The sequence below is a fragment of the Spirosoma pulveris genome (genome assembly GCF_054781875.1).
The window spans coordinates 43,276-63,516 of sequence record NZ_BAAGTO010000004.1 but is presented as its reverse complement, the minus strand read 5'-3'; the positions used below and the strand labels follow the sequence as shown (position 1 = coordinate 63,516).

The 20,241-nt window shown below is 49.5% G+C and carries 17 protein-coding genes; 10 read left to right on the top strand and 7 right to left on the bottom strand.

Features of this window, described 5'->3' with window-relative positions; all coding sequences use genetic code 11:
* Position 1 precedes the first annotated feature (1 nt).
* From ACYVJM_RS16190 to ACYVJM_RS16165, 6 genes are all read right to left on the bottom strand, one after another.
* Positions 2–1,072 (bottom strand): NHL repeat-containing protein, encoded by a 1,071-nt coding sequence (locus ACYVJM_RS16190; protein WP_461149274.1) that lies wholly within the window; start codon positions 1,070–1,072, stop codon positions 2–4.
* A gap of 152 nt (positions 1,073–1,224) precedes the next feature.
* Positions 1,225–1,671 (bottom strand): DUF4890 domain-containing protein, encoded by a 447-nt coding sequence (locus tag ACYVJM_RS16185; protein WP_461149273.1) that lies wholly within the window; start codon positions 1,669–1,671, stop codon positions 1,225–1,227.
* Positions 1,672–1,819: 148 nt separating this feature from the next.
* On the bottom strand, positions 1,820–2,302 hold the full coding sequence (locus ACYVJM_RS16180; RefSeq protein ID WP_461149272.1) for a GAF domain-containing protein: 483 nt from the start codon (positions 2,300–2,302) through the stop codon (positions 1,820–1,822).
* Between the two features lie 3 nt (positions 2,303–2,305).
* Positions 2,306–2,812, bottom strand: a complete 507-nt coding sequence (locus tag ACYVJM_RS16175) for a hypothetical protein (protein WP_461149271.1) — start codon at positions 2,810–2,812, stop codon at positions 2,306–2,308.
* A gap of 86 nt (positions 2,813–2,898) precedes the next feature.
* Positions 2,899–3,735, bottom strand: coding sequence for a rod shape-determining protein MreC (mreC, locus tag ACYVJM_RS16170; RefSeq protein ID WP_461149582.1), 837 nt, complete (start codon positions 3,733–3,735; stop codon positions 2,899–2,901).
* A 74-nt stretch (positions 3,736–3,809) separates the two neighbouring features.
* Positions 3,810–4,835, bottom strand: a complete 1,026-nt coding sequence (locus tag ACYVJM_RS16165) for a rod shape-determining protein (protein WP_020604821.1) — start codon at positions 4,833–4,835, stop codon at positions 3,810–3,812.
* Between the two features lie 204 nt (positions 4,836–5,039).
* Here ACYVJM_RS16165 and ACYVJM_RS16160 point away from each other — a divergent pair, with 204 nt between their 5' ends.
* From ACYVJM_RS16160 to ACYVJM_RS16135, 6 genes are all read left to right on the top strand, one after another.
* Complete coding sequence (locus tag ACYVJM_RS16160) at positions 5,040–6,542, top strand: GH3 auxin-responsive promoter family protein (protein WP_461149270.1); 1,503 nt, start codon at positions 5,040–5,042, stop codon at positions 6,540–6,542.
* Between the two features lie 110 nt (positions 6,543–6,652).
* Complete coding sequence (locus ACYVJM_RS16155; protein WP_461149269.1) at positions 6,653–7,825, top strand: 1-deoxy-D-xylulose-5-phosphate reductoisomerase; 1,173 nt, start codon at positions 6,653–6,655, stop codon at positions 7,823–7,825.
* Between the two features lie 186 nt (positions 7,826–8,011).
* On the top strand, positions 8,012–9,328 hold the full coding sequence (gene rseP / locus ACYVJM_RS16150) for an RIP metalloprotease RseP (RefSeq protein ID WP_461149268.1): 1,317 nt from the start codon (positions 8,012–8,014) through the stop codon (positions 9,326–9,328).
* A 19-nt stretch (positions 9,329–9,347) separates the two neighbouring features.
* Positions 9,348–9,929 carry a DUF6702 family protein gene (locus ACYVJM_RS16145; RefSeq protein WP_461149267.1) on the top strand — a complete coding sequence of 194 codons (582 nt, stop codon included), beginning with the start codon at positions 9,348–9,350 and terminating at the stop codon, positions 9,927–9,929.
* A gap of 171 nt (positions 9,930–10,100) precedes the next feature.
* A complete protein-coding gene (gene lon, locus ACYVJM_RS16140; RefSeq protein ID WP_461149266.1) occupies positions 10,101–12,590 on the top strand; it encodes an endopeptidase La in 2,490 nt (829 codons plus the stop codon).
* Positions 12,591–12,684: 94 nt separating this feature from the next.
* Positions 12,685–13,926, top strand: coding sequence for an AGE family epimerase/isomerase (locus ACYVJM_RS16135; RefSeq protein WP_461149265.1), 1,242 nt, complete (start codon positions 12,685–12,687; stop codon positions 13,924–13,926).
* A gap of 148 nt (positions 13,927–14,074) precedes the next feature.
* On the opposite strand, the gene murQ is transcribed toward ACYVJM_RS16135, so the two are convergent.
* Positions 14,075–14,881, bottom strand: coding sequence for an N-acetylmuramic acid 6-phosphate etherase (gene murQ, locus ACYVJM_RS16130; RefSeq protein WP_461149264.1), 807 nt, complete (start codon positions 14,879–14,881; stop codon positions 14,075–14,077).
* Positions 14,882–15,006: 125 nt separating this feature from the next.
* On the opposite strand from murQ, the gene ilvD reads away from it, so the two are divergent.
* Genes ilvD through ilvC form a run of 4 tightly spaced genes read left to right on the top strand, consistent with a single transcriptional unit; the run spans position 15,007 to position 20,153 of the window.
* Positions 15,007–16,707, top strand: coding sequence for a dihydroxy-acid dehydratase (gene ilvD / locus ACYVJM_RS16125; RefSeq protein ID WP_461149263.1), 1,701 nt, complete (start codon positions 15,007–15,009; stop codon positions 16,705–16,707).
* A gap of 59 nt (positions 16,708–16,766) precedes the next feature.
* Positions 16,767–18,533, top strand: coding sequence for a biosynthetic-type acetolactate synthase large subunit (gene ilvB, locus ACYVJM_RS16120; RefSeq protein WP_461149262.1), 1,767 nt, complete (start codon positions 16,767–16,769; stop codon positions 18,531–18,533).
* A gap of 1 nt (position 18,534) precedes the next feature.
* Entirely contained in the window at positions 18,535–19,068 is a 534-nt protein-coding gene (gene ilvN / locus ACYVJM_RS16115) for an acetolactate synthase small subunit (protein WP_461127477.1), read from the top strand.
* A gap of 41 nt (positions 19,069–19,109) precedes the next feature.
* Entirely contained in the window at positions 19,110–20,153 is a 1,044-nt protein-coding gene (gene ilvC / locus ACYVJM_RS16110; RefSeq protein WP_461149261.1) for a ketol-acid reductoisomerase, read from the top strand.
* Positions 20,154–20,241 lie beyond the last annotated feature (88 nt).

Below are 20,241 nucleotides of genomic sequence, written 5' to 3'. Positions count from 1 at the left end.
ATCAGGCAACGCGCTCTAATTTAATAGGATATGTTTTTTTCGACGCCCACTGAGCTACATAAATGCTATCGTCCTCGTCCACCAGCACATCGTGCGGATGTAAGAACGGCGAATTCGTACGGTCTTTACGTTGCTCCGCCAGTTTACCGTCCTGATAGGTCGGTGCCGAGCCGCCGGGCGTGGAAATGACTTTGTCGTTCTTGTCCAGAATCTGAATATAGCCCGAATCCGGATAGGCATCGGACGTGCTCCGGAATACGGCTCCGTAGATATTCTCTCCTCGAATGACCGGGCGACAGATGTACGAGCCGGGCAGCGCAATCGTCGACTGGTATTTACCATCAAGCGAGAACCGCTTCAGGGCATTGTGCCGCCGGTCGGTAACCAGCAGCGTTGGGTTAGCCGCTACCCGACGGTCTACCGTAATGCCGTGGCAACAATCGAAGGTTTCGTTCGTATCGCCCTTGCCGCCCCACTGCCGGATCAGTTTACCATTTTTGTCGTATTGCGTCACGTAATTTAAGCCGTAACCATCCACCACGTAAATATCTCCATTAGCGGGATTAATGGCAGTTTCGGTTGGCTTGAACTGCGAAGGATAATCGTATTTACCGGTTTCTCTCGGGTAGTCCAGCTTCATTAGCTCCTTGCCCTTCAGGTCGGTTTTAATCACCTGATTACGATCGGTATCGCAAATCAGCAGATACTGATTATTGCCCTCGCCACCGAGTGTCAGGCCGTGTCCGCCGGGGTAGCTATGACCCCAGGTTTCGAGCAGTTTTCCCGATTTATCGTAAATCAGGATGTTGTTCTTCGTCTCGTTGGTTAGCAGGATAATGCGTCCTTTCGCATCCTGTACCATCTCGTGGCAATCGTTGACCGGATTTTTGCCTGCATCCAGCACCCCCCAGCCCGGTACGGCCCGGTATTTAAAGCCGTTATGACCTATTGTTGGTGCTTCAGCCGCCTTCGAGTAAGATCTGCCCGATAGCAGTGTTGGAGCCGCAACAGTTGTTGCGCTTGCCAGAGAGGCCTGTTTGAGAAACAGCCGACGTGAAAGGGGGGATGCCATGACAGTAGTGCTAAAGTTTAGATGGAAAGTCTTAAGTAGCTAAACTTTACTGCAAATAACGAAGACAACGCCTTGAATACTTACAAAAAAGAAAGTTGGCTGAACTAGTATCTATGTACCAGTCCAGCCAGCTTTCTTCTTTATTGATGCGCCTACTTTTGGCTATCGTTATCCCCCTCCGCACCCCGACGACCGTGCTTCATATGGCCTTTCATAGCATCTAATTTAGCGAACTGATCTGGTGTCAGAATACTTTTCAACGCAGCCTTGTACTCGTCAGCATTCGTTTTCAAGGCTTGCTGTTTAGCCCGATTATCATCCGAACCAGCCTGAATGGCGTTGACCTTCTGCGCACGTGTCAAGGTAGCATCGTAAACTTTCTGCGACGTAGCCTGGTCGAGCCCCAGCGCCTGGGTCATGCGGTCGGTCATTTTTTTAGCACGTGTAGCTGGGTCACCCATCTGACGCTGCATAGGCCGGTTCCGCCCCATACGCGTATTGGTCTGTGAAGGCACATCAGGCGTTGCTGTTTGTTGTGCCAGCAAGGGAAGTGAGAAGAAAGAGAGCAGCAGCCCACTCAAAGCGATTTTCTTAAACATGGTTCTTCAGTAGTTTATTGTGAACCTAAGACTGAAGCTGCGCTCTGTGGTTTAAGAAGGAGAAGCGATTTAACGGGATCTTAACAAATTTTATGTTTCTCGCCGTTGTAAACCGCCGGGCAAGTCAGATTGATGAAACGTCTTTCGTTCAGAACGTCATGATCAGGCCCGCAATCTTTTCCAGCTCTTTGGCGTCGACCTCGCTAAAGTCGTTCAGTTGATCACTGTCAACGTCCAGCACCATCGTCACGTTGCCATCACGATCAAACACCGGTACCACGACTTCTGATTTTGACGCCGAACTACAGGCAATGTGCCCCGGAAACTGGTCAACATCAGGTACCAGAATCGTTTCCTGACGTGTGTAAGCTGCCCCGCAAACACCTTTATCGAAGGCGATGCGCGTACAGGCGATAGGGCCCTGAAACGGTCCCAGCACCAGTTGATTTTCTTTTTTGAGATAAAACCCAACCCAGAAAAAGCCAAAGGCTTCTTTCAGCGCAGCGGCAATATTGGCCAGATTGGCAATCAGGTCGGGCTCACCCTCAACAAGGGCAGTTATCTGCGGGATCAGGCTATCGTAAATAGCTTGCCTATCCGAAGTTTGAGGGAGAATAAGCGTTTCAGCCATGGCTTAATTTCTGGTAAAGAACTGAATCAGAACTATACTCACCGTCGTAAATAACGTACTGGCCCCCACCCGAATAAGGGTTGGAATAATTAACGACAGGCTATTCGCTTCAATGAAAAAGAGAGCCGTATGATGTACAAGCGTCAGGATAAATATATAGCGAAAAAAGGCACTAAGACCCAGTGAACGCAGCGAGAAAGCAATGCGTGTTTCCAGGCCCGGTACATCAATCTGGGAGCGCACTACCAGGGGTCGGCAGTAGGCCATTAGTACAGAAGCCGCAGCATGCATCCCTAACGTGTTGTAAAACATGTCGATAATAATACCCGTCAAGAACGCGATCAGCAGTAACCACGTCAGGCTAATTTCATTTGGCATGAGCAGAATACAGGCAATGTAGATAAAACAGAAAGCATAATCGAACAGGACCAGATTCCGCGCCAGCAGTATCTGAAGTACCAGGTACAACAGAAACAGGAATGACGTAGACAGTATTTCGCGTAGGGTCATTTTAGATGTCGGAAAGCCGGTAAGTCAACAAGTCGGCAAGTGGCTGAGGCCTGCGTTACCAACTTATTGACTTATTTTCTTATAGGCTATTTTTCGTTTTCGATTTGTTTTTCTAGTTGTTCCTGTTCGCCCTGAAGGCGATTTTCGACAACGTATACGTAAGATAAGGTGCTGAAATTCGTCGCCAGGTTGAGCGTAATATCATGGAACGTCATATTGGGCTGAACGCCAACCGAACGAACGCGACCTACTAAAATGCCGGGGGGGAAGGTTGAGTTGTATTCAGAGGTCACCACCGAATCACCTTTGCCAAGGATCTCGTTCCGTGAGATATCATTCAATTTTATCAGATGCGGGTCACCACCATCCCACTTGGCAGAGCCAATGTTTTTCGACTTTATAAGCTGCGATGACACCAGAAACTCGGAATGCAGGATAGACGTAATCACTGAAAAATGTTGATTACACACTTTCACCTTACCCACTACGCCTGTTGGCGAAATAACACCCATTCCCGGACGGATACCATCATCAGTACCTTTATCAATGGTGATGTAGTTGTTGGCAAACTGTGTTGTATTGTCCACCACTTTGGCTACGGTAAACTTGAACCGGTCGGCAAAGGCAGAATCCGCCTGGTATTGTACCGGCGCTGCCGGTTTGCTTTGAAGCAGCTTCGTCAGCTGAGCGTTGAGCCGCTGGTTTTCCAGGGCCAGATCGGCGTTAACCTGGCGAAGGCTGGTGTATTCATTGGCCGCGTTTGACAAGGCCAGTACCTGAGCCGCATACCGATTCGACGTATTAAAATACGTAACACTCCAGTAATTGCTGGTATTGATAATGAAGTAGAAGCAAAGTACTTCCAGCAATACGAATAAAATGAAGTTGCGGCTACGGACAAAAAAATCGACTAACTCTCCCATATACAGTAGCGCCGGGCCATAGGCCCGGCTGTACGGCTTATTCAATACAGCCGGGTCTGTGGCCCGGCACTACATTAGCTAATCAGAACCGATCGGTACATGTCCAGGTTCTTGATAACCTCGCCGGTACCTTTTACAACGGCTTTGAGCGGGTCATCGGCCACATGGATCGGCAACTTGGTTTTAGCACCCAGGCGTTTGTCAAGGCCATGCAGCAGTGCACCACCGCCCGTTAAGTGAATACCATTGGTATAAATATCAGCCGAAAGCTCCGGTGGCGAAATCTCTAACGCTTTCATGGTAGCCTCTTCAATCTTCGAGATCGATTTATCGAGCGCGTACGCAATTTCGCTGTAGGTAACTTTAATTTCTTTCGGAATACCGGTCATCAAATCGCGGCCACGGATTTCGTAGTCGGCAGGTGGGTTGTCGAGTTCAGGTAAGGCCGAACCCACTTCCATTTTAATCTGCTCGGCCGACCGTTCGCCAATGAGGAGGTTATGCTCACGACGCATGTAGTCAACAATATCGCGGGTGAACACATCACCGGCAATGCGGATAGACTGCTCACAAACAATACCCGACAGGGCAATAACGGCAATCTCGGTGGTACCACCCCCGATGTCGACAATCATTGTTCCGTTGGGCTGGGTAATATCAATGCCAATACCAATAGCGGCCGCAATGGGCTCATGCACCATGTACACTTCTTTGGCACCGGCGTGTTCTGCAGAATCTTTAACAGCCCGCTTTTCTACCTCCGTAATACCCGATGGAATACAAATAACCATCCGGTGGGAAGGCGAAAACAGCTTGCTGCCGGTATCAATCATTTTAATCATCCCCCGAATCATCAGCTCGGCGGCTGTAAAATCGGCGATGACACCGTCTTTCAGTGGGCGAATGGTTTTAATGTTTTCGTTGGTCTTTTCGTGCATTTGCATGGCTTTGTGACCAATGGCCAGCACTTTCCCGCTGACTTTGTCCATTGCAATAATGGAAGGCTCATCCACTACAATCCGATCCTTATGAATAATCAAGGTATTCGCCGTGCCCAGGTCAATAGCAATGTCGCTGGTTAAAAAATTGAAAAGTCCCATCAATATAAGTTGACGCAGAACGTCTTATAGCAAGTACTGTTTTTTGAAATGTGTGCAAAAATATAGATTATTAATCACAATGATGAATGATGAATTACGAATCATATTGTAAATGATGGCAAAAGTGCTTTGTGTATCATTTTCCAACGCACAGGCGGCCCGCTATCATTCATGATTGTGATTATACTTTACCTTTGTGTAATTATGGGAATTCGTTCAATCCTGAGTAAGCCATTAGCCAAGTTTGTCGTAGAACGGCAACATGCCTGGATGTATCAACCCGCTGAAGCACAGCAACGCTGTTTTCAGAAATTGATGGCGGGTGGCCGTGCAACTGTTTTTGGTAAAGATCATCGCTTACAGGACGTGAACACGGTTCAGGAGTTTCGGCAGGCGGTTCCCGTCCGGGATTATGAAGACCTGAAACCATATATTGAACAGATTCTAGCCGGTGGATCTGACGTACTTTGGAGAGGGAAACCGCTTTATTTTGCCAAAACATCCGGCACCACATCGGGTACCAAATACATTCCAATTACCCACGACTCTATTCCCAATCATATCAATTCGGCCCGCGATGCACTGTTGAATTATATCAATGAAACGGGGAACAGTGCGTTTCTGGATAAAAAATTAATTTTTTTATCGGGCAGTCCCGAACTGACCCAAAAAGCAGGCATAAACATCGGACGCCTTTCGGGTATTGCCAACCACCACGTGCCGGCTTACCTCCGCACCAATCAACTGCCCAGCTACGAAACCAACGTCATCGAGGATTGGGAAACTAAACTCGAACGAATCATTGACGAAACGATCACTCAACCCATGTCCCTGATTTCGGGGATTCCGCCCTGGGTTCAGATGTATTTCGACCGGATTCAGCAACGGACCGGTAAGTTGATCAAAGACGTTTTTCCGGATTTTTCGGTGTTCGTTTACGGTGGCGTCAACTTCGAGCCGTACCGTGCCAAGCTGTTCGAGAGCATCGGCAAACGTATCGACTCCATTGAGACTTATCCGGCTTCCGAAGGGTTCATCGCTTTTCAGGATAGCCAGACAGAAGAAGGCCTGTTGCTGCTAGCCGACAGCGGCATCTTTTTCGAGTTTATTGCGACCGACGAATACTTCACGGAAAACCCGCGCCGGTTAACCATCGAGGAAGTCGAGTTAGGAAAAAATTATGCCGTGATCATCAATAACAACGCGGGACTGTGGGGCTACTCCCTCGGCGATACAGTCAAATTTGTGTCGCGGGAGCCATATCGACTGTTGGTAACGGGGCGGATCAAACACTTCATATCGGCTTTTGGCGAGCACGTTATTGGCGAGGAAGTCGAAAAGGCATTACAATTTGCCATGCAGAAGCACCCCGAAACCGAAGTGGTGGAGTTCACCGTCGCCCCAATGGTTAGCCCGAACGAGGGTTTGCCTTATCATGAGTGGCTTGTCGAGTTCGCCACCCCGCCCCACGACCCGACCGCCTTCGCCCGCGATGTAGACAACCGCCTGACCGAATTGAACGTATATTACGACGACCTCATTACGGGTTCTATCCTGCAACCGCTCAAACTGACCAGCCTCCCACGCGGGGCGTTTCAGCAGTATATGAAATCGCAGGGTAAGCTGGGTGGTCAAAACAAAGTGCCGCGTCTGGCTAATGACCGGAAACTCGCTGAGGGATTAGTAGTTATCGGACAAACGGTGTAAAGATGTATTAATAAACGTTAGTGAATAAGGTAAGCTACGAAAGTGGCACCGTTTGTAAAGCGATAATCTCTTTCAAATACCGGCCTATTCAGTAGCTGCCCAATAACTAAATGACTGAAATCAAGAAACGACACATCGCCATCCTCGGCTCAACGGGTTCTATTGGAACGCAGGCCGTCGACGTGATAAAATCCCACTCCGACCGGTTTCAGGTTGAGGTGTTGACAACCAACAACAATGCCGAACTGCTCATTCAGCAGGCGGTTGAGCTGAAGCCTAATGTGGTGGTCATCTGCAACGAGGACCGCTACGAGCAGGTGTTCGCGGCACTCGATCCGCTGGGCATTAAAGTCTACGCGGGAGCCAAAGCCATCGCGTCTGTCGTACAAATGGATACCATCGACATGGTACTGACGGCGATGGTCGGTTATGCGGGTCTACTGCCGACCATCAAAGCCATCGAAGCGGGTAAGTCCATTGCGCTGGCCAATAAAGAAACGCTGGTTGTGGCGGGCGAACTCATTACCCAGTTGGCCGCCCAAAAGGGAGTCAATATCTACCCCGTAGATTCGGAACACTCGGCTATCTTCCAGTGCCTGGTGGGAGAGTTTCATAACCCCATAGAGAAAATTATTCTGACGGCTTCGGGCGGGCCTTTCCGGGGAAAATCGTCGGAGTTTCTGGCGACAGTTACCAAAGCCCAGGCGCTGAAACACCCAAACTGGACGATGGGCGCCAAAATAACCATCGACTCGGCCACGTTGATGAACAAAGGGCTGGAGGTTATCGAAGCCAAATGGTTATTCGGGCTGACCGCCGACCAGATCGACGTGATCGTTCACCCGCAAAGCATCATCCATTCGATGGTGCAGTTTGCGGACGGCAGCATTAAGGCGCAGATGGGCCTGCCCGACATGCGCTTACCCATTCAGTTCGCGCTGGGGTATCCGGACCGGCTCAAGTCCGACTTTCCGCGATTCAACTTCATGGACTACCCATCCCTGACCTTTGAGCAGCCCGATCTGAAAACATTCCGAAATCTGCAACTCGCTTTCGATGCACTTAAACTGGGCGGCAATGCACCCTGCATTATCAATGCAGCCAACGAAATAGCCGTCGACGCGTTCCTGCACGACCACATCAGTTTTCTGGAGATTTCGGAAATCATCGAGTCGTGTCTGAACAAAACCACTTTCGTCAAAAGCCCTACTTACGACGACTACGTTCAAACCGATGAAGAAACCCGTCGACTGGCGCTGGAGAGAATTAAAAGTTTAGTTTAACTGTTTGTATAGTATCTGTCAACCTCAACGTTTTCGATTCACGTGACGTACTGGATTTGGTTTATTTTAGGTATCGTACTCGGTATTATCTTATTTCGTGCCTTTAAAGGGCGGTCGAAGTAAACGCAGTAGCATACACCCACAATTGATTTTAACATAACGGGCCGACGGAGCGGTTCTGAATACATGGAAATTTTAGTAATGGCAGGTCAGCTCATTCTGGGCTTATCTATTTTAGTTGGTTTACACGAGTTAGGTCACCTGCTGGCGGCAAAAGCATTTGGTATGCGGGTGGAGCAGTACTTTATTGGATTTCCTCCCAAAGTCTGGAGTATTAAACGTGGCGAGACCGAATACGGCGTCGGAGCCATTCCGTTGGGTGGATTTGTAAAAATTACGGGTATGATCGATGAGTCGCTGGATACGGCTCACTTAAATGCCGAACCTGCACCCTACGAATTCCGGGCGAAACCAGCCTGGCAGCGCCTGATCGTTATGCTTGGCGGGATTATCGTCAACGTCATTGTGGGTATCCTGATTTTTGTGATTCTGTCCTATAAGAATGGCAATACCTATCTGGCCGCGAAAGACGCCAAGTATGGTATCGTTGCCTATGATCTGGCGAAGAGCATCGGGCTGCAAACCGGCGATAAAATCATCAAAGTGAATGGAAAGCCAATTACGGATTTCAGCGAAATTCGTAGTTCCGACGTATTTCTGGGCGACAACAGTTCGTATACCATTGACCGGAACGGTAAAATAGAGGACATTTTCATTCCCAATGATTTTGTCGACAAACTGGCCGATAAGAAAGCGGCCGGTCAGTTCATTGACCCGATTGAGCCGTTTAAAGTTGGCGAGTTGGTACCGGGTCAACCGGCTGGTAAAGCGGGGCTGAAGGCTGGCGATGTCATTACAAGCATCAACGGCAAGCCGATTCAGTTTTACCATGAGTTCACAGAAGCGGTAAAGCCCCTCAAAAATAAGCCGCTTACACTGGGAATCAACCGTAATGGACAAGCAACAACCCTCACAATGACTACCACGCCAGAAGGCACCATTGGTTTTTATCCTGAATTTCTGCTCCCGCTTACCAAACAGGATTACACCTTTGGCGAAGCGCTGAGTGTAGGTACAGCAAAAGCGTTTCAGGTCGTTTACGATAACATTAAAGGGTTTGGCAAGATTTTCCGGGGCGAAGTATCGGCCTCAAAAGCCCTGAGCGGCCCAATCGGCATTGCACAGAATCTTTTTGGCGGCATTTGGGTTTGGGATCGTTTCTGGACAGTTACCGGATTACTCTCCATGGCGCTTGCCTTCTTCAACATACTGCCAATTCCGGCTCTCGATGGCGGCCACGCTACTATTCTCGGTTATGAGATTATTTCGGGCCGTAAACCTTCTGATCGTTTTCTGGAAGGAGCCCAGAAGGTTGGTATGGTCATCTTACTTGGACTAATGGCGTTTGCTATTTTCAACGACGTTTTGAAAGCCGTTTTTTAAGCTTTTACCAACTACTTTGTTGGAAGAGGATTCGCAGCGGAAACGAGGATACTCTTCCAGCTTTGCGAATCCTTTTTCTTGCTCTGCTTCTATGATTAATTTTTTGATTCGATCGGGCTTTTTACTTGTGCTTACCAGTCTGCTATCCGGCAGCACGACTGTGCATGAGTTTCATGCCAGCGTGACGCAAATGCAGTATAACCCCAAAGAGCGTGTTTTTGAAATCAGCGTTCGACTGTTTACGGATGATTTTGAGAAAGCATTGGCAGAAGCAACCAAGACAAAAGTCAATTTGAGTAGTAACACAAAACAGGATCTAATTATTGAAAAATATATTGAATCACACTTTGTGTATACAAGCCCGCAGAAACAAGTAAAGCCAATCAAATACGTAGGCTACGAAGTTGAAGCAGATGCCCACTGGATTTATCTGGAAATGCCTTATAGCGATCCTTTCCGGGGTGGTGTATTAAAACAGAATGCATTGATGGAACTGTTTGACGACCAAGTTAATATGGTAAATGTTCAGTACCAGAGCCAGAAAAAAACATTTGTCTTTCGAAAAAATCAGGCCACTCAAGACATTTCGTTCGATAGATAAATTTTTCAGTTACAAAGCATGCTATTTAGTTAATTTTGTAGTTGTTACAATTAGTCCGCCACTTCGTCATACATTAGTAGTTGGCACGGGCCTTGCAACTACTTCATTTTTTTGCCTTTCCTATAGTATCAGGCACCATATATTCATTGCTGCCAGGCTGGCAGTATACTTATGCATTTAGACCAAGATTTAGCTACCCGTTTGTTAATGACCGATTTCGATTCGGACAATTTAGAAATTGTGCCGCTTGGGTCGCCAGAGGGGTTAGATGATGATTACGAACTACCGGCAAACCTCCCTATTTTGCCGGTTCGCAATACCGTTTTGTTCCCAGGGATGGTTATTCCCGTCACCGTTGGACGGTCCAAGTCAATTCGATTAGTAAAGAAAGCGTATAAGGGAAACCGAATCATCGGTGTCGTTGCCCAGCTAAATCAGCAAAAAGACGAACCTACAGTTGATGATCTTTATCGGTTTGGAACCGTTGCGTATATCATTAAGATGATTACGCTGCCCGACGGCAACATAACCATAATCATACAGGGTAAAAAGCGCTTTGAGATTCAGCAAATCACACAGGAAGAACCCTTCATGACGGCCCAGGTACGCCAGATTGACGACTCATTCCCCAACGTAACCAAGAAGGAAGGTAAAGCCCTGTTACAATCCCTGAAAGACGCAGCCTATAAGATGCTGCGACTTAATCCGGAAATTCCACAGGAAGCCCGCATCGCCCTCGATAACATCGAAAGTCCAAACTTTTTGCTTCACTTTCTGTCTTCGAACGTCAATGCCGATGTAGCCGATAAGCAGCGACTTCTGGAAACTCTGGAAGGCAATCTGCAAGCTAATCTGCTGCTCGAATTTATGCTTCGGGAAGTCCAGTTGCTTGAACTCAAGCGCGAAATTCAGTCGAAGGCCTCCTCTGATCTCGACCAGCAGCAACGCGATTATTACCTTCGCCAGCAGATGAAGGTCCTGCAGGACGAACTGGGTATGGAAAACCCGGATCGTGACATCGACGAACTGCGTATCCGGGCCGACCGGAAGAAATGGTCGAGCGAGGTACGAGCGCATTTCGATAAGGAACTAACCAAACTGCAGCGTATAAATCCTATGGCACCGGAATACCCGGTAACCATGAATTACGTTGAACTGATGGTCGACCTGCCCTGGAATGAATACACCAAGGATAATTTCGACCTGAAACGGGCGCAAAAGATTCTGGATACGGACCATTTCGGACTGGAAAAAGTAAAAGAGCGGATCATCGAATACCTCGCCGTTCTGAAGCTTAAAAACGACATGAAAGCCCCAATCCTTTGCTTATACGGTCCCCCGGGTGTGGGTAAAACCTCGCTGGGTAAATCGGTGGCGAAGGCTTTGGGCCGCAAATACAGTCGGATGGCCCTGGGTGGCGTGCACGACGAAGCCGAGATTCGTGGTCACCGTAAAACGTACATCGGTGCCATGCCGGGCAAGGTCATTCAGAACATCCGCAAATGCGGTACGGCCAATCCCGTATTTATTCTGGACGAAATCGACAAAGTAAGTTCCGATTTCCGGGGTGACCCATCGTCCGCTTTGCTTGAAGTACTGGACCCTGAGCAAAACTCGACGTTCATGGATAACTACCTCGAAACGGAGTTTGACCTCTCGCGGGTATTGTTCATCGCTACAGCCAACTCGCTCGACACCATCCACCCCGCCCTGCGCGACCGGATGGAGATCATCGACATTGCGGGGTACACCGTTGAGGAGAAAGTACAGATCGCCAAGAAATACTTGATTCCAAAACAGCGTAGAGATCATGGTCTGAAGCCTAAAGATCTGGCATTTGAGGACAAAGCCGTTCTACGTATTATTGAAGGCTACACCCGCGAATCGGGCGTTCGGAATCTGGAACAGAAAATTGGTGCGCTGATCCGGAAAGTGGCCAAGTCGATTGCCATGGAGGAGGAATACAACCACACTATTAAGGTGGCCGATATTCCCAAAATGCTCGGCGCCGAGATTTTTGATAAAGAACTTTATGCCGACGATGATATCGCTGGTGTGGTAACAGGCTTGGCCTGGACACAGGTTGGTGGCGAAATTCTCCTGATCGAGTCGAGCCTGAGCCGGGGTAAGGGAGTGCTTACACTCTCAGGGCAACTTGGCGATGTGATGAAGGAATCGGCTGTTACGGCGCTCTCCTACCTGAAAGCCCATGCGGATGATCTGGGGATCGATTACCGTATTTTCAGTCATTACGACCTGCACATTCACATTCCTGCCGGCGCCGTTCCTAAAGACGGACCATCGGCCGGTATTACGATGCTCACGTCTATGACCTCTATTTATACCCAGCGTAAAGTGAAACCGTACCTGGCCATGACCGGCGAGGTGACCTTACGCGGTAAAGTACTGCCTGTAGGTGGCATCAAAGAGAAGATTCTGGCAGCTAACCGGGCGGGTATAAAAGAGTTAATTCTCTGCTCGAAAAACCGAAAAGACATCGAAGAAATCAACCAGTCTTATATTAAAGACCTGGTATTTCACTACGCGGATACGGTTGATCAGGTGCTCGACATTGCCCTGCTTCCCGGTAAGGTTGGTAAACCTATGAAGTTCATCCTTCCTGAAGAAAAAGAACCGCGCGAAGTAGAGAAAGTGTACTAATATGGTGTAGGAGGTATGGTATATGATGTATCTGGTTAGGCAGCAGGCTATATCATACATCCTATATCATACATCTTATATCATACATCTTCTTGTGCTCGATTTTCAGAAATTTTCCGCTACCTATCAGCAGGCCTTGTTAAGGCAGGTTGTTCCCTTCTGGCTCAAAAATGGCCGGGATGAACTATGTGGCGGCTATTTCGATCTGTTATCAGGATCGGGAGAGGTTATCGAAGGAGATAAATTTGTTACGTTGCAGGCCCAGCAGGTGTGGGCTTTTTCCTGGTTGTATAATAACCTCGACGGGCAATCTGCCTGGCTCGAACATGCCCGACATGGTGCCTCCTTCCTGAGCCAGTTTGCGCACCAGGATAGTCTGGACTGCTACGCCCAACTTGACCGGCGAGGTCGACCGGTTAGTCAATCAGCCGATTTACTTCCGGATTGTTTTACAACGATGGCCTATGCGCAACTCCATCGTGCTACCAGAGAGGATGAGTGGGCGATGCTGGCCAAGCAGACATTTACTAACCTGATCGAACGCCGGGCTGATCGTAAGGCTGAGCAGGCGCAAAACGTTGGCGGCTTTCAGCATGTACAGCAGTTAAGCGAAGCCGCTTCCCTGCTCAGGCTGGCGCTGGACATGCAACCGCTGCTAAGTGAAGAAACTGGCAAAGAAGCAACCGACCGTATTGTACATGAGATACAGCACGAGTTTTTAGATCGACGTTCCGAAACACTCCTCAACAATGTCTTGGCCGAGGGGGCGTTTGTCAATACCCCCGAAGGTCGACGATCAAACGTAGGGCTGACGTTCCAAACAGCCAGTTATCTTCTTGACTTTTATGCAGCGAGTGCATCGTCTAAAAACACGCCGGGTATCAACAGCAATCGCAAGCTGGCGATGCAGGTCGCTGGCTGGTGTCTGCGCCTGTGCGATCAGGCCTGGGATGAAACCAATGCTGGCTTGAATCAGTACGTCGATTTTAAACAGCAAGCCTCCATTTTCCCGGATTGGCAGCAGAAATGGGCCTGGGTACAGGTTGAAGCGTTAACGGCCTTGTTAAAAAGTTACGTACACACCCGTCAGCCCGACTGCCTGAAATGGTTCAAGCGCATCCATGATTATACCTTTCAGCATTTTCCAGATAGCAAACAGACGGGCTGGCATCTGGTTCTTGACGCTTATGCCCACCCCCTGCTCGCAGCCAAAGCTATTCCATCAGTGGGTTGTTTCTCACTTATCCGCTGCCTGACCGAAGCAGGAACGCTTCTCACCAAACTAGACCAGATGAAAGAGCGGCCTAGCCGAGCCGGTATTTCGCTTAATACTTAACTAAAAGCCGGCGCGAGTATTTACCGCACCCGCGGCCCTGTCGTGCCTTTCATTTTCACGCCGGTCCGGTACCCTGGTTCGGTTGCGTCAGCGAATACTGACTTTATAAAAAGGCACGAGTTAATGCTCGCGCCAGCGTCAGCCAGCGTCATTTGGCTTGAGCAAACCCTTCAATAGCGCCCCGAACATTGCCAAATTGAGCTAATAGTGCTTCTGCCTGCGCCCGGTCGACACCAATTTCGCTCATGACCATCTTGGCGGCCCGATCCTGTAGCTTAATATTAGTCAGTTGCATATCAACCATCTTGTTTCCTTTTACGCGCCCCAACTGAATCATAACGGCAGTCGAAATCATATTAAGAACCAGTTTTTGCGCGGTGCCGGCTTTCATGCGGGTGCTTCCGGTTACAAACTCCGGCCCGGTAACCACTTCTACGGGAAACTCAGCCGCCTGCGCCACTGCCGATCCGGCATTACAGACAATGCAACCCGTTAGAAGACCCGCTTTCCGGGCTTCGTTTAGTCCGCCAATAACATAAGGTGTTCGGCCCGATGCCGCAATGCCAATGACGGTATCAAGTTCGTCGGGTTGATAGGGTGCAATATCTTTCCAGGCCTGTTCGGCATCATCTTCCGCAAATTCGACCGCTTTCCGGATCGCACCATCGCCACCCGCCATCAGCCCAATAACCAGATCGTGCGGAACGCCATAGGTTGGCGGGCATTCTGATGCATCAACGACACCCAGTCGACCGCTCGTACCGGCACCAATATAAATCAGCCGCCCACCCTGCTTCATGCGGGCAACAATCTGTGTAACCAGCGCTTCTATTTGAGGAATAGCTCGCTCAACAGCCAGCGGCACAGTTTTGTCTTCTTTATTGATATTCGTGAGCAGATCGTGGACCGGCATTTGCTCCAAATGATCGTAATGGGAAGTAGTTTCGGTTGTCATGGTTCAAAATTAATACAGGCGAATTTTAAGGAACAAATAATCTGTTTTTTCTTGCCTTTCCCAAAAACATCGGCTTAATTTACGGCGTTATTACACTATCAGCGAAATTTCGCTAAATGTTAAATATGATTACTGAGCCACATACTACCGAATTGAATCGTTTCAGTCGAACACTCACCCAGGAAATCAGTAATCCCGCTGCAAAAGCCATGCTTTACGGGGTTGGCCTGAGTGAAGAAGACATGCAGAAGCCCCAGATTGGTATTGCCAGTACGGGTTATGAGGGGAACACATGCAACATGCATTTGAACGGACTATCTGTCTACGTCAAGCAGGGTATTCAGGCAAACGGTTTAGTAGGATTGATCTTTAACACAATCGGTGTATCAGATGGTATGACCAACGGAAATGACGGCATGCGCTACTCACTTCCCAGCCGGGATCTGATTGCCGATTCAATAGAATCCGTAGTGGCAGCTCAGTGGTATGATGCAGTTGTGACCGTGGTTGGTTGTGACAAAAACATGCCGGGTGCCGTCATGGCCATGGCTCGTCTCGATCGGCCCGGCATTATGGTCTATGGCGGCACTATCCGGTCAGGTCATTATAAAGGACAGAAATTAGACATCGTTTCAGCATTTGAAGCGCTGGGCAAAAAATACGCGGGCAATATTTCCGATGAAGATTACGAAGGTGTAATCAAGAATTCGATTCCGGGTGCCGGTGCTTGTGGCGGTATGTATACAGCCAATACCATGGCCAGCAGCATTGAAGCGATGGGCCTGAGCCTGCCCTTCAGCAGCAGCTACCCCGCTACGCACGAGGGCAAACAGGAAGAATGCAAGAAAATTGGCGCAGCCATGCGCATCCTGCTCGAACGCAACATCACCCCGGCTGATATAATCACCCGTAAATCGCTCGAAAACGCGCTAACGATTGTGATGGCGCTGGGTGGTTCTACGAATGCCGTACTGCATTACCTGGCCATTGCCCGGGCCGCCGGTATCGAATTAACCCTCGACGAAATTCAGGCTATCAGCGATCGGGTGCCGTTCCTGGCCGATCTGAAGCCAAGCGGCAAATATTACATGGAAGATATGCTCGCAATCGGGGGCGTACCAGCCGTGATGAAATACCTGTATCAGAACGGTATGCTGCACGGCGACTGCCTGACGGTAACGGGTAAAACAGTAGCCGAGAATCTGGCCGATGCACCTGATCTGAATTTTGAAACGCAGCAGATTGTTCGTCCATTGAGCAATCCGATTAAAGCAACCGGGCATATTCAGATCATGCGCGGCAACCTTTCGCCAACGGGCTCGGTCGCCAAGATCACGGGTAAAGAAGGGCTCCGTTTCGACGGTACAGCGAAAGTATGTGAACACGAAGGTGAGGTGATCGACGCGCTCCAGAAAGGCGAGATCTTACCCGGTCAGGTGATCGTTATCCGTAACGCCGGTCCCAAAGGCGGGCCGGGCATGAGTGAGATGCTGAAACCAACTTCGGCTATTATGGGCGCGGGCCTTGGCGACAAAGTTGCCTTGATTACCGACGGTCGTTTTTCAGGTGGTACCCATGGCTTTGTCGTAGGTCACGTAACGCCGGAAGCTTTCGACGGTGGTCCTATTGCGCTCGTACACGACGGCGACCGCATCACCATCGACGCCACCACCCGCGAATTGATCCTGCATATTTCGGACGAAGAGATGGCGCAGCGTAAAAGTGAGTGGAAACAATCGGCGCCCCGCTTCACCAAGGGCGTGTTGGGTAAGTACATCCGCAACGTGAAATCGGCGAGTGAAGGCTGTGTAACGGATGAAGCATAATAGGTATAAGCAACAGTAAATCAACAAACTGAAAACGACCTTTAAATTAACCATACATCATGGAAGCAATCGCCAGTATTAAACCGGAAACCGCTCATGCAGTAGATACAGCCCCAGCGGCTGCTCCGGATGCTACATACATCAACGGCTCGCACGCCCTGATGAAATGCCTGTTAGCTGAAGGTGTAGAAACTATTTTTGGTTACCCAGGTGGCGCCATCATGCCCGTGTATGATGCCCTCTACGATTACCAGGATCAAATAAACCACATTCTCGTCCGCCATGAACAAGGCGCCGGACATGCCGCACAGGGCTACGCCCGCGTAGCTGGCCGTGCAGGGGTTTGCCTTGTTACATCGGGACCGGGTGCAACGAATCTGGTAACGGCCATTGCCGATGCCCTGATTGATTCTACTCCCCTGGTTTGCATTGTTGGTCAGGTTGGTAAAAAACTACTGGGCACCGATGCGTTTCAGGAAGCCGATGTCATGGGCGTCACTATGCCCATTACGAAATGGAATTACCAGATTACGGATGCTAACGAAGTACCTGAAATTCTGTCGAAAGCTTTTTATATCGCGCAGTCGGGCCGGCCGGGCCCTGTCCTGATCGACATGACCAAAAGCTCGCAGCTGGAGTTAATGACGAAGCCCTTCGTCTACGAACGCTGCCAGAGCCTGGTGAGTTATCGGCCACGGCGAATTCCGAAACAAGAGCAGGTCGAAACCGCAGCTAACCTGATCAATTCGGCCAAGCGCCCCTATATATTCGCTGGCCACGGTATTCAGATTGCCAAAGCCGAAGCTGAACTGATCGAGTTTGCCGAAAAAACGGGCATTCCGGTTGCCACAACGCTGCTTGGCCAATCAACTATTTCGACTAATCACCCCTTGTACGTGGGCTGGCTGGGTATGCACGGCAACTACGGCCCGAACGTGATGACCGATCAGGCCGATGTGATCATTGCCATTGGCATGCGCTTCGACGACCGGGTTACCGGCGATGCCAGCAAGTTCATTAAACAGGCAAAAGTTGTTCACATTGAGATCGACCCCTCGGAGATTGACAAAATTATCCGGGCCGACGCTCCTGTAGTTGGCGATGCCAAAGAAGTACTGAAAGCCTTGTTACCCCTCGTAAAGCCAAACGATCACACGGTATGGCGTAACGAGTTTCGGAAGTTCGACGTGATCGAAAACGAGACCATCACGGTTCCGGAACTGACCAGCTTGGACGGTAAGATCAGAATGGCCGAAGTGATCGACATGCTGTCGACGAAGACAAAAGGAGAAGCCGTGCTGGTAACCGACGTCGGTCAGCACCAAATGATGGCCTCCCGCTACTATCAGTTCCGTCGGCCGAACAGCCTGGTTACGTCGGGGGGTATGGGTACCATGGGCTTTGCCTTACCAGCCGCTTTCGGCGCACAGGTGGGCGCTCCCGACCGGCAGGTGGTAGCCATCATTGGCGACGGTTGTTTTCAGATGACCTTACAGGAGCTGGGTACTATCGTGCAGAATAAACAACCGGTTAAAGCCATTATCCTGAATAACAATTTCCTGGGTATGGTACGGCAATGGCAGCAGTTATTCCACGAACGGCGCTATTCGTTCGTAGAACTGCAAAACCCGGACTTCATTACCATTGCCAAAGGCTTTGGTATGGCTGGCCAAACCTGCGACCAACGGGATAATCTTTCTGATGCACTCGATACGCTGCTGGCGCACGAAGGGCCCTTCCTGCTCGAAGTGATCGTTGAAAAAGAAGAAAACGTATTTCCGATGGTTCCCGCCGGAGCCAGCGTTTCGCAGATTAGACTTAAATAAGATGACTACCTACACGATCTGCATATTCACCGAAAATACCATCGGGCTGCTGAACCGCATCACGATCATTTTCACCCGCCGACGCATTAACATTGAGAGTCTGACTGTTTCGGAAACGGAGCGTAAAGGCGTATCCCGCTTCACGATTGTGATCAAACACGAATCGCGGGAAGAGGTAGAAAAACTTGTTCGTCAGATTCGCAAGATTGTGGAAGTGATGGCCGTTTTTGGTTATCTCAATGACGAGATTGTCTACAACGAAATTGCGCTCTTCAAGATTTCGACCCAGTTGGGCAGTAAATCCCTGGATGTCGAGACGATTAATAAAGAGTATAAAGCCTGGGTCGTTTACTGGGGCCTGGATTACGTCGTGATCGAGAAAACGGGTAACGACACTGAGATATTTGATTTTTTCGGATACCTCAAGCAGTACGAAATTCTTGAGTTTGTTCGCTCAGGTCGCGTAGCGGTCGGCAAGACCGAAAAAGGCCTGGTCGAATACCTGCCCGAAGCCGAGTGGGCTTATTATTTATAACCAATCACAATCCTACAATACGCGTACAAAACCAATTAAACATGGCAACGATTAACTTCGGAGGAGTAGAGGAACAAGTAGTCACACGGGAAGAATTTCCGTTAGAAAAAGCCCGTGAGGTGCTGGCCAATGAAACCATTGCGGTTATTGGCTATGGCGTACAGGGCCCCGGCCAATCGCTGAACATGCGCGACAATGGCTTCAACGTTATCGTTGGACAACGTAAAGGCAAAACGTATGACAAAGCGATTGCTGATGGCTGGGTGCCCGGCGAAACGCTGTTCGAAATCGAAGAAGCGTTGGAAAAAGGTACCATCATTTGCTTCCTGCTCTCCGATGCTGCTCAAATTGAACTGTGGCCAACGGTGAAAGCTGCGCTTAAACCCGGCAAATCGCTGTATTTCTCGCACGGCTTTGGTGTAACATATAAAGAAAAAACGGGTATCGTTCCCCCTGCCGATGTTGATGTGTTCCTCGTAGCTCCAAAAGGTTCGGGTACCTCGCTTCGTCGCCTGTTTGTAGAAGGCAAAGGACTGAACTCCAGCTTCGCTATCTACCAGGATGCTTCGGGTAACGCACGCACCAAGGCTATTGCCATGGGTATTGGCGTAGGTTCGGGCTACCTGTTCGAAACCGATTTCTATAAAGAAGTAACCTCCGACCTGACCGGTGAGCGTGGTACACTGATGGGTGCTATTCAGGGTATTTTCGCAGCTCAATACGAAGTACTGCGCGCCAACGGCCACAGCCCTTCCGAAGCTTTCAACGAAACCGTTGAAGAGTTGACCCAGTCGCTGATGCCCCTCGTAGCCGAAAACGGTATGGACTGGATGTACGCCAACTGTTCGACAACGGCCCAGCGCGGTGCGCTCGATTGGTGGAAGCCTTTCCGCGATGCGACCAAGCCCGTATTTGAGCAACTGTACAACTCGGTAAAAACGCAGGAGCAGGCCGAAATCAGTATCACCCGCAACTCGCAGCCCGACTACCGCGAGAAACTCGAAGTCGAGCTGGCCGAACTGCGCGAATCCGAAATGTGGCAGGCTGGTAAAGCGGTTCGGTCACTACGTCCGGAGCGGAGCTAATTTTTCCGGTTATTAGTTATTGGGTTATTAGATATTGGGTTGTTAACCGTCGGTTGATAAATCAATAACTAATAACCCAATCACGTTT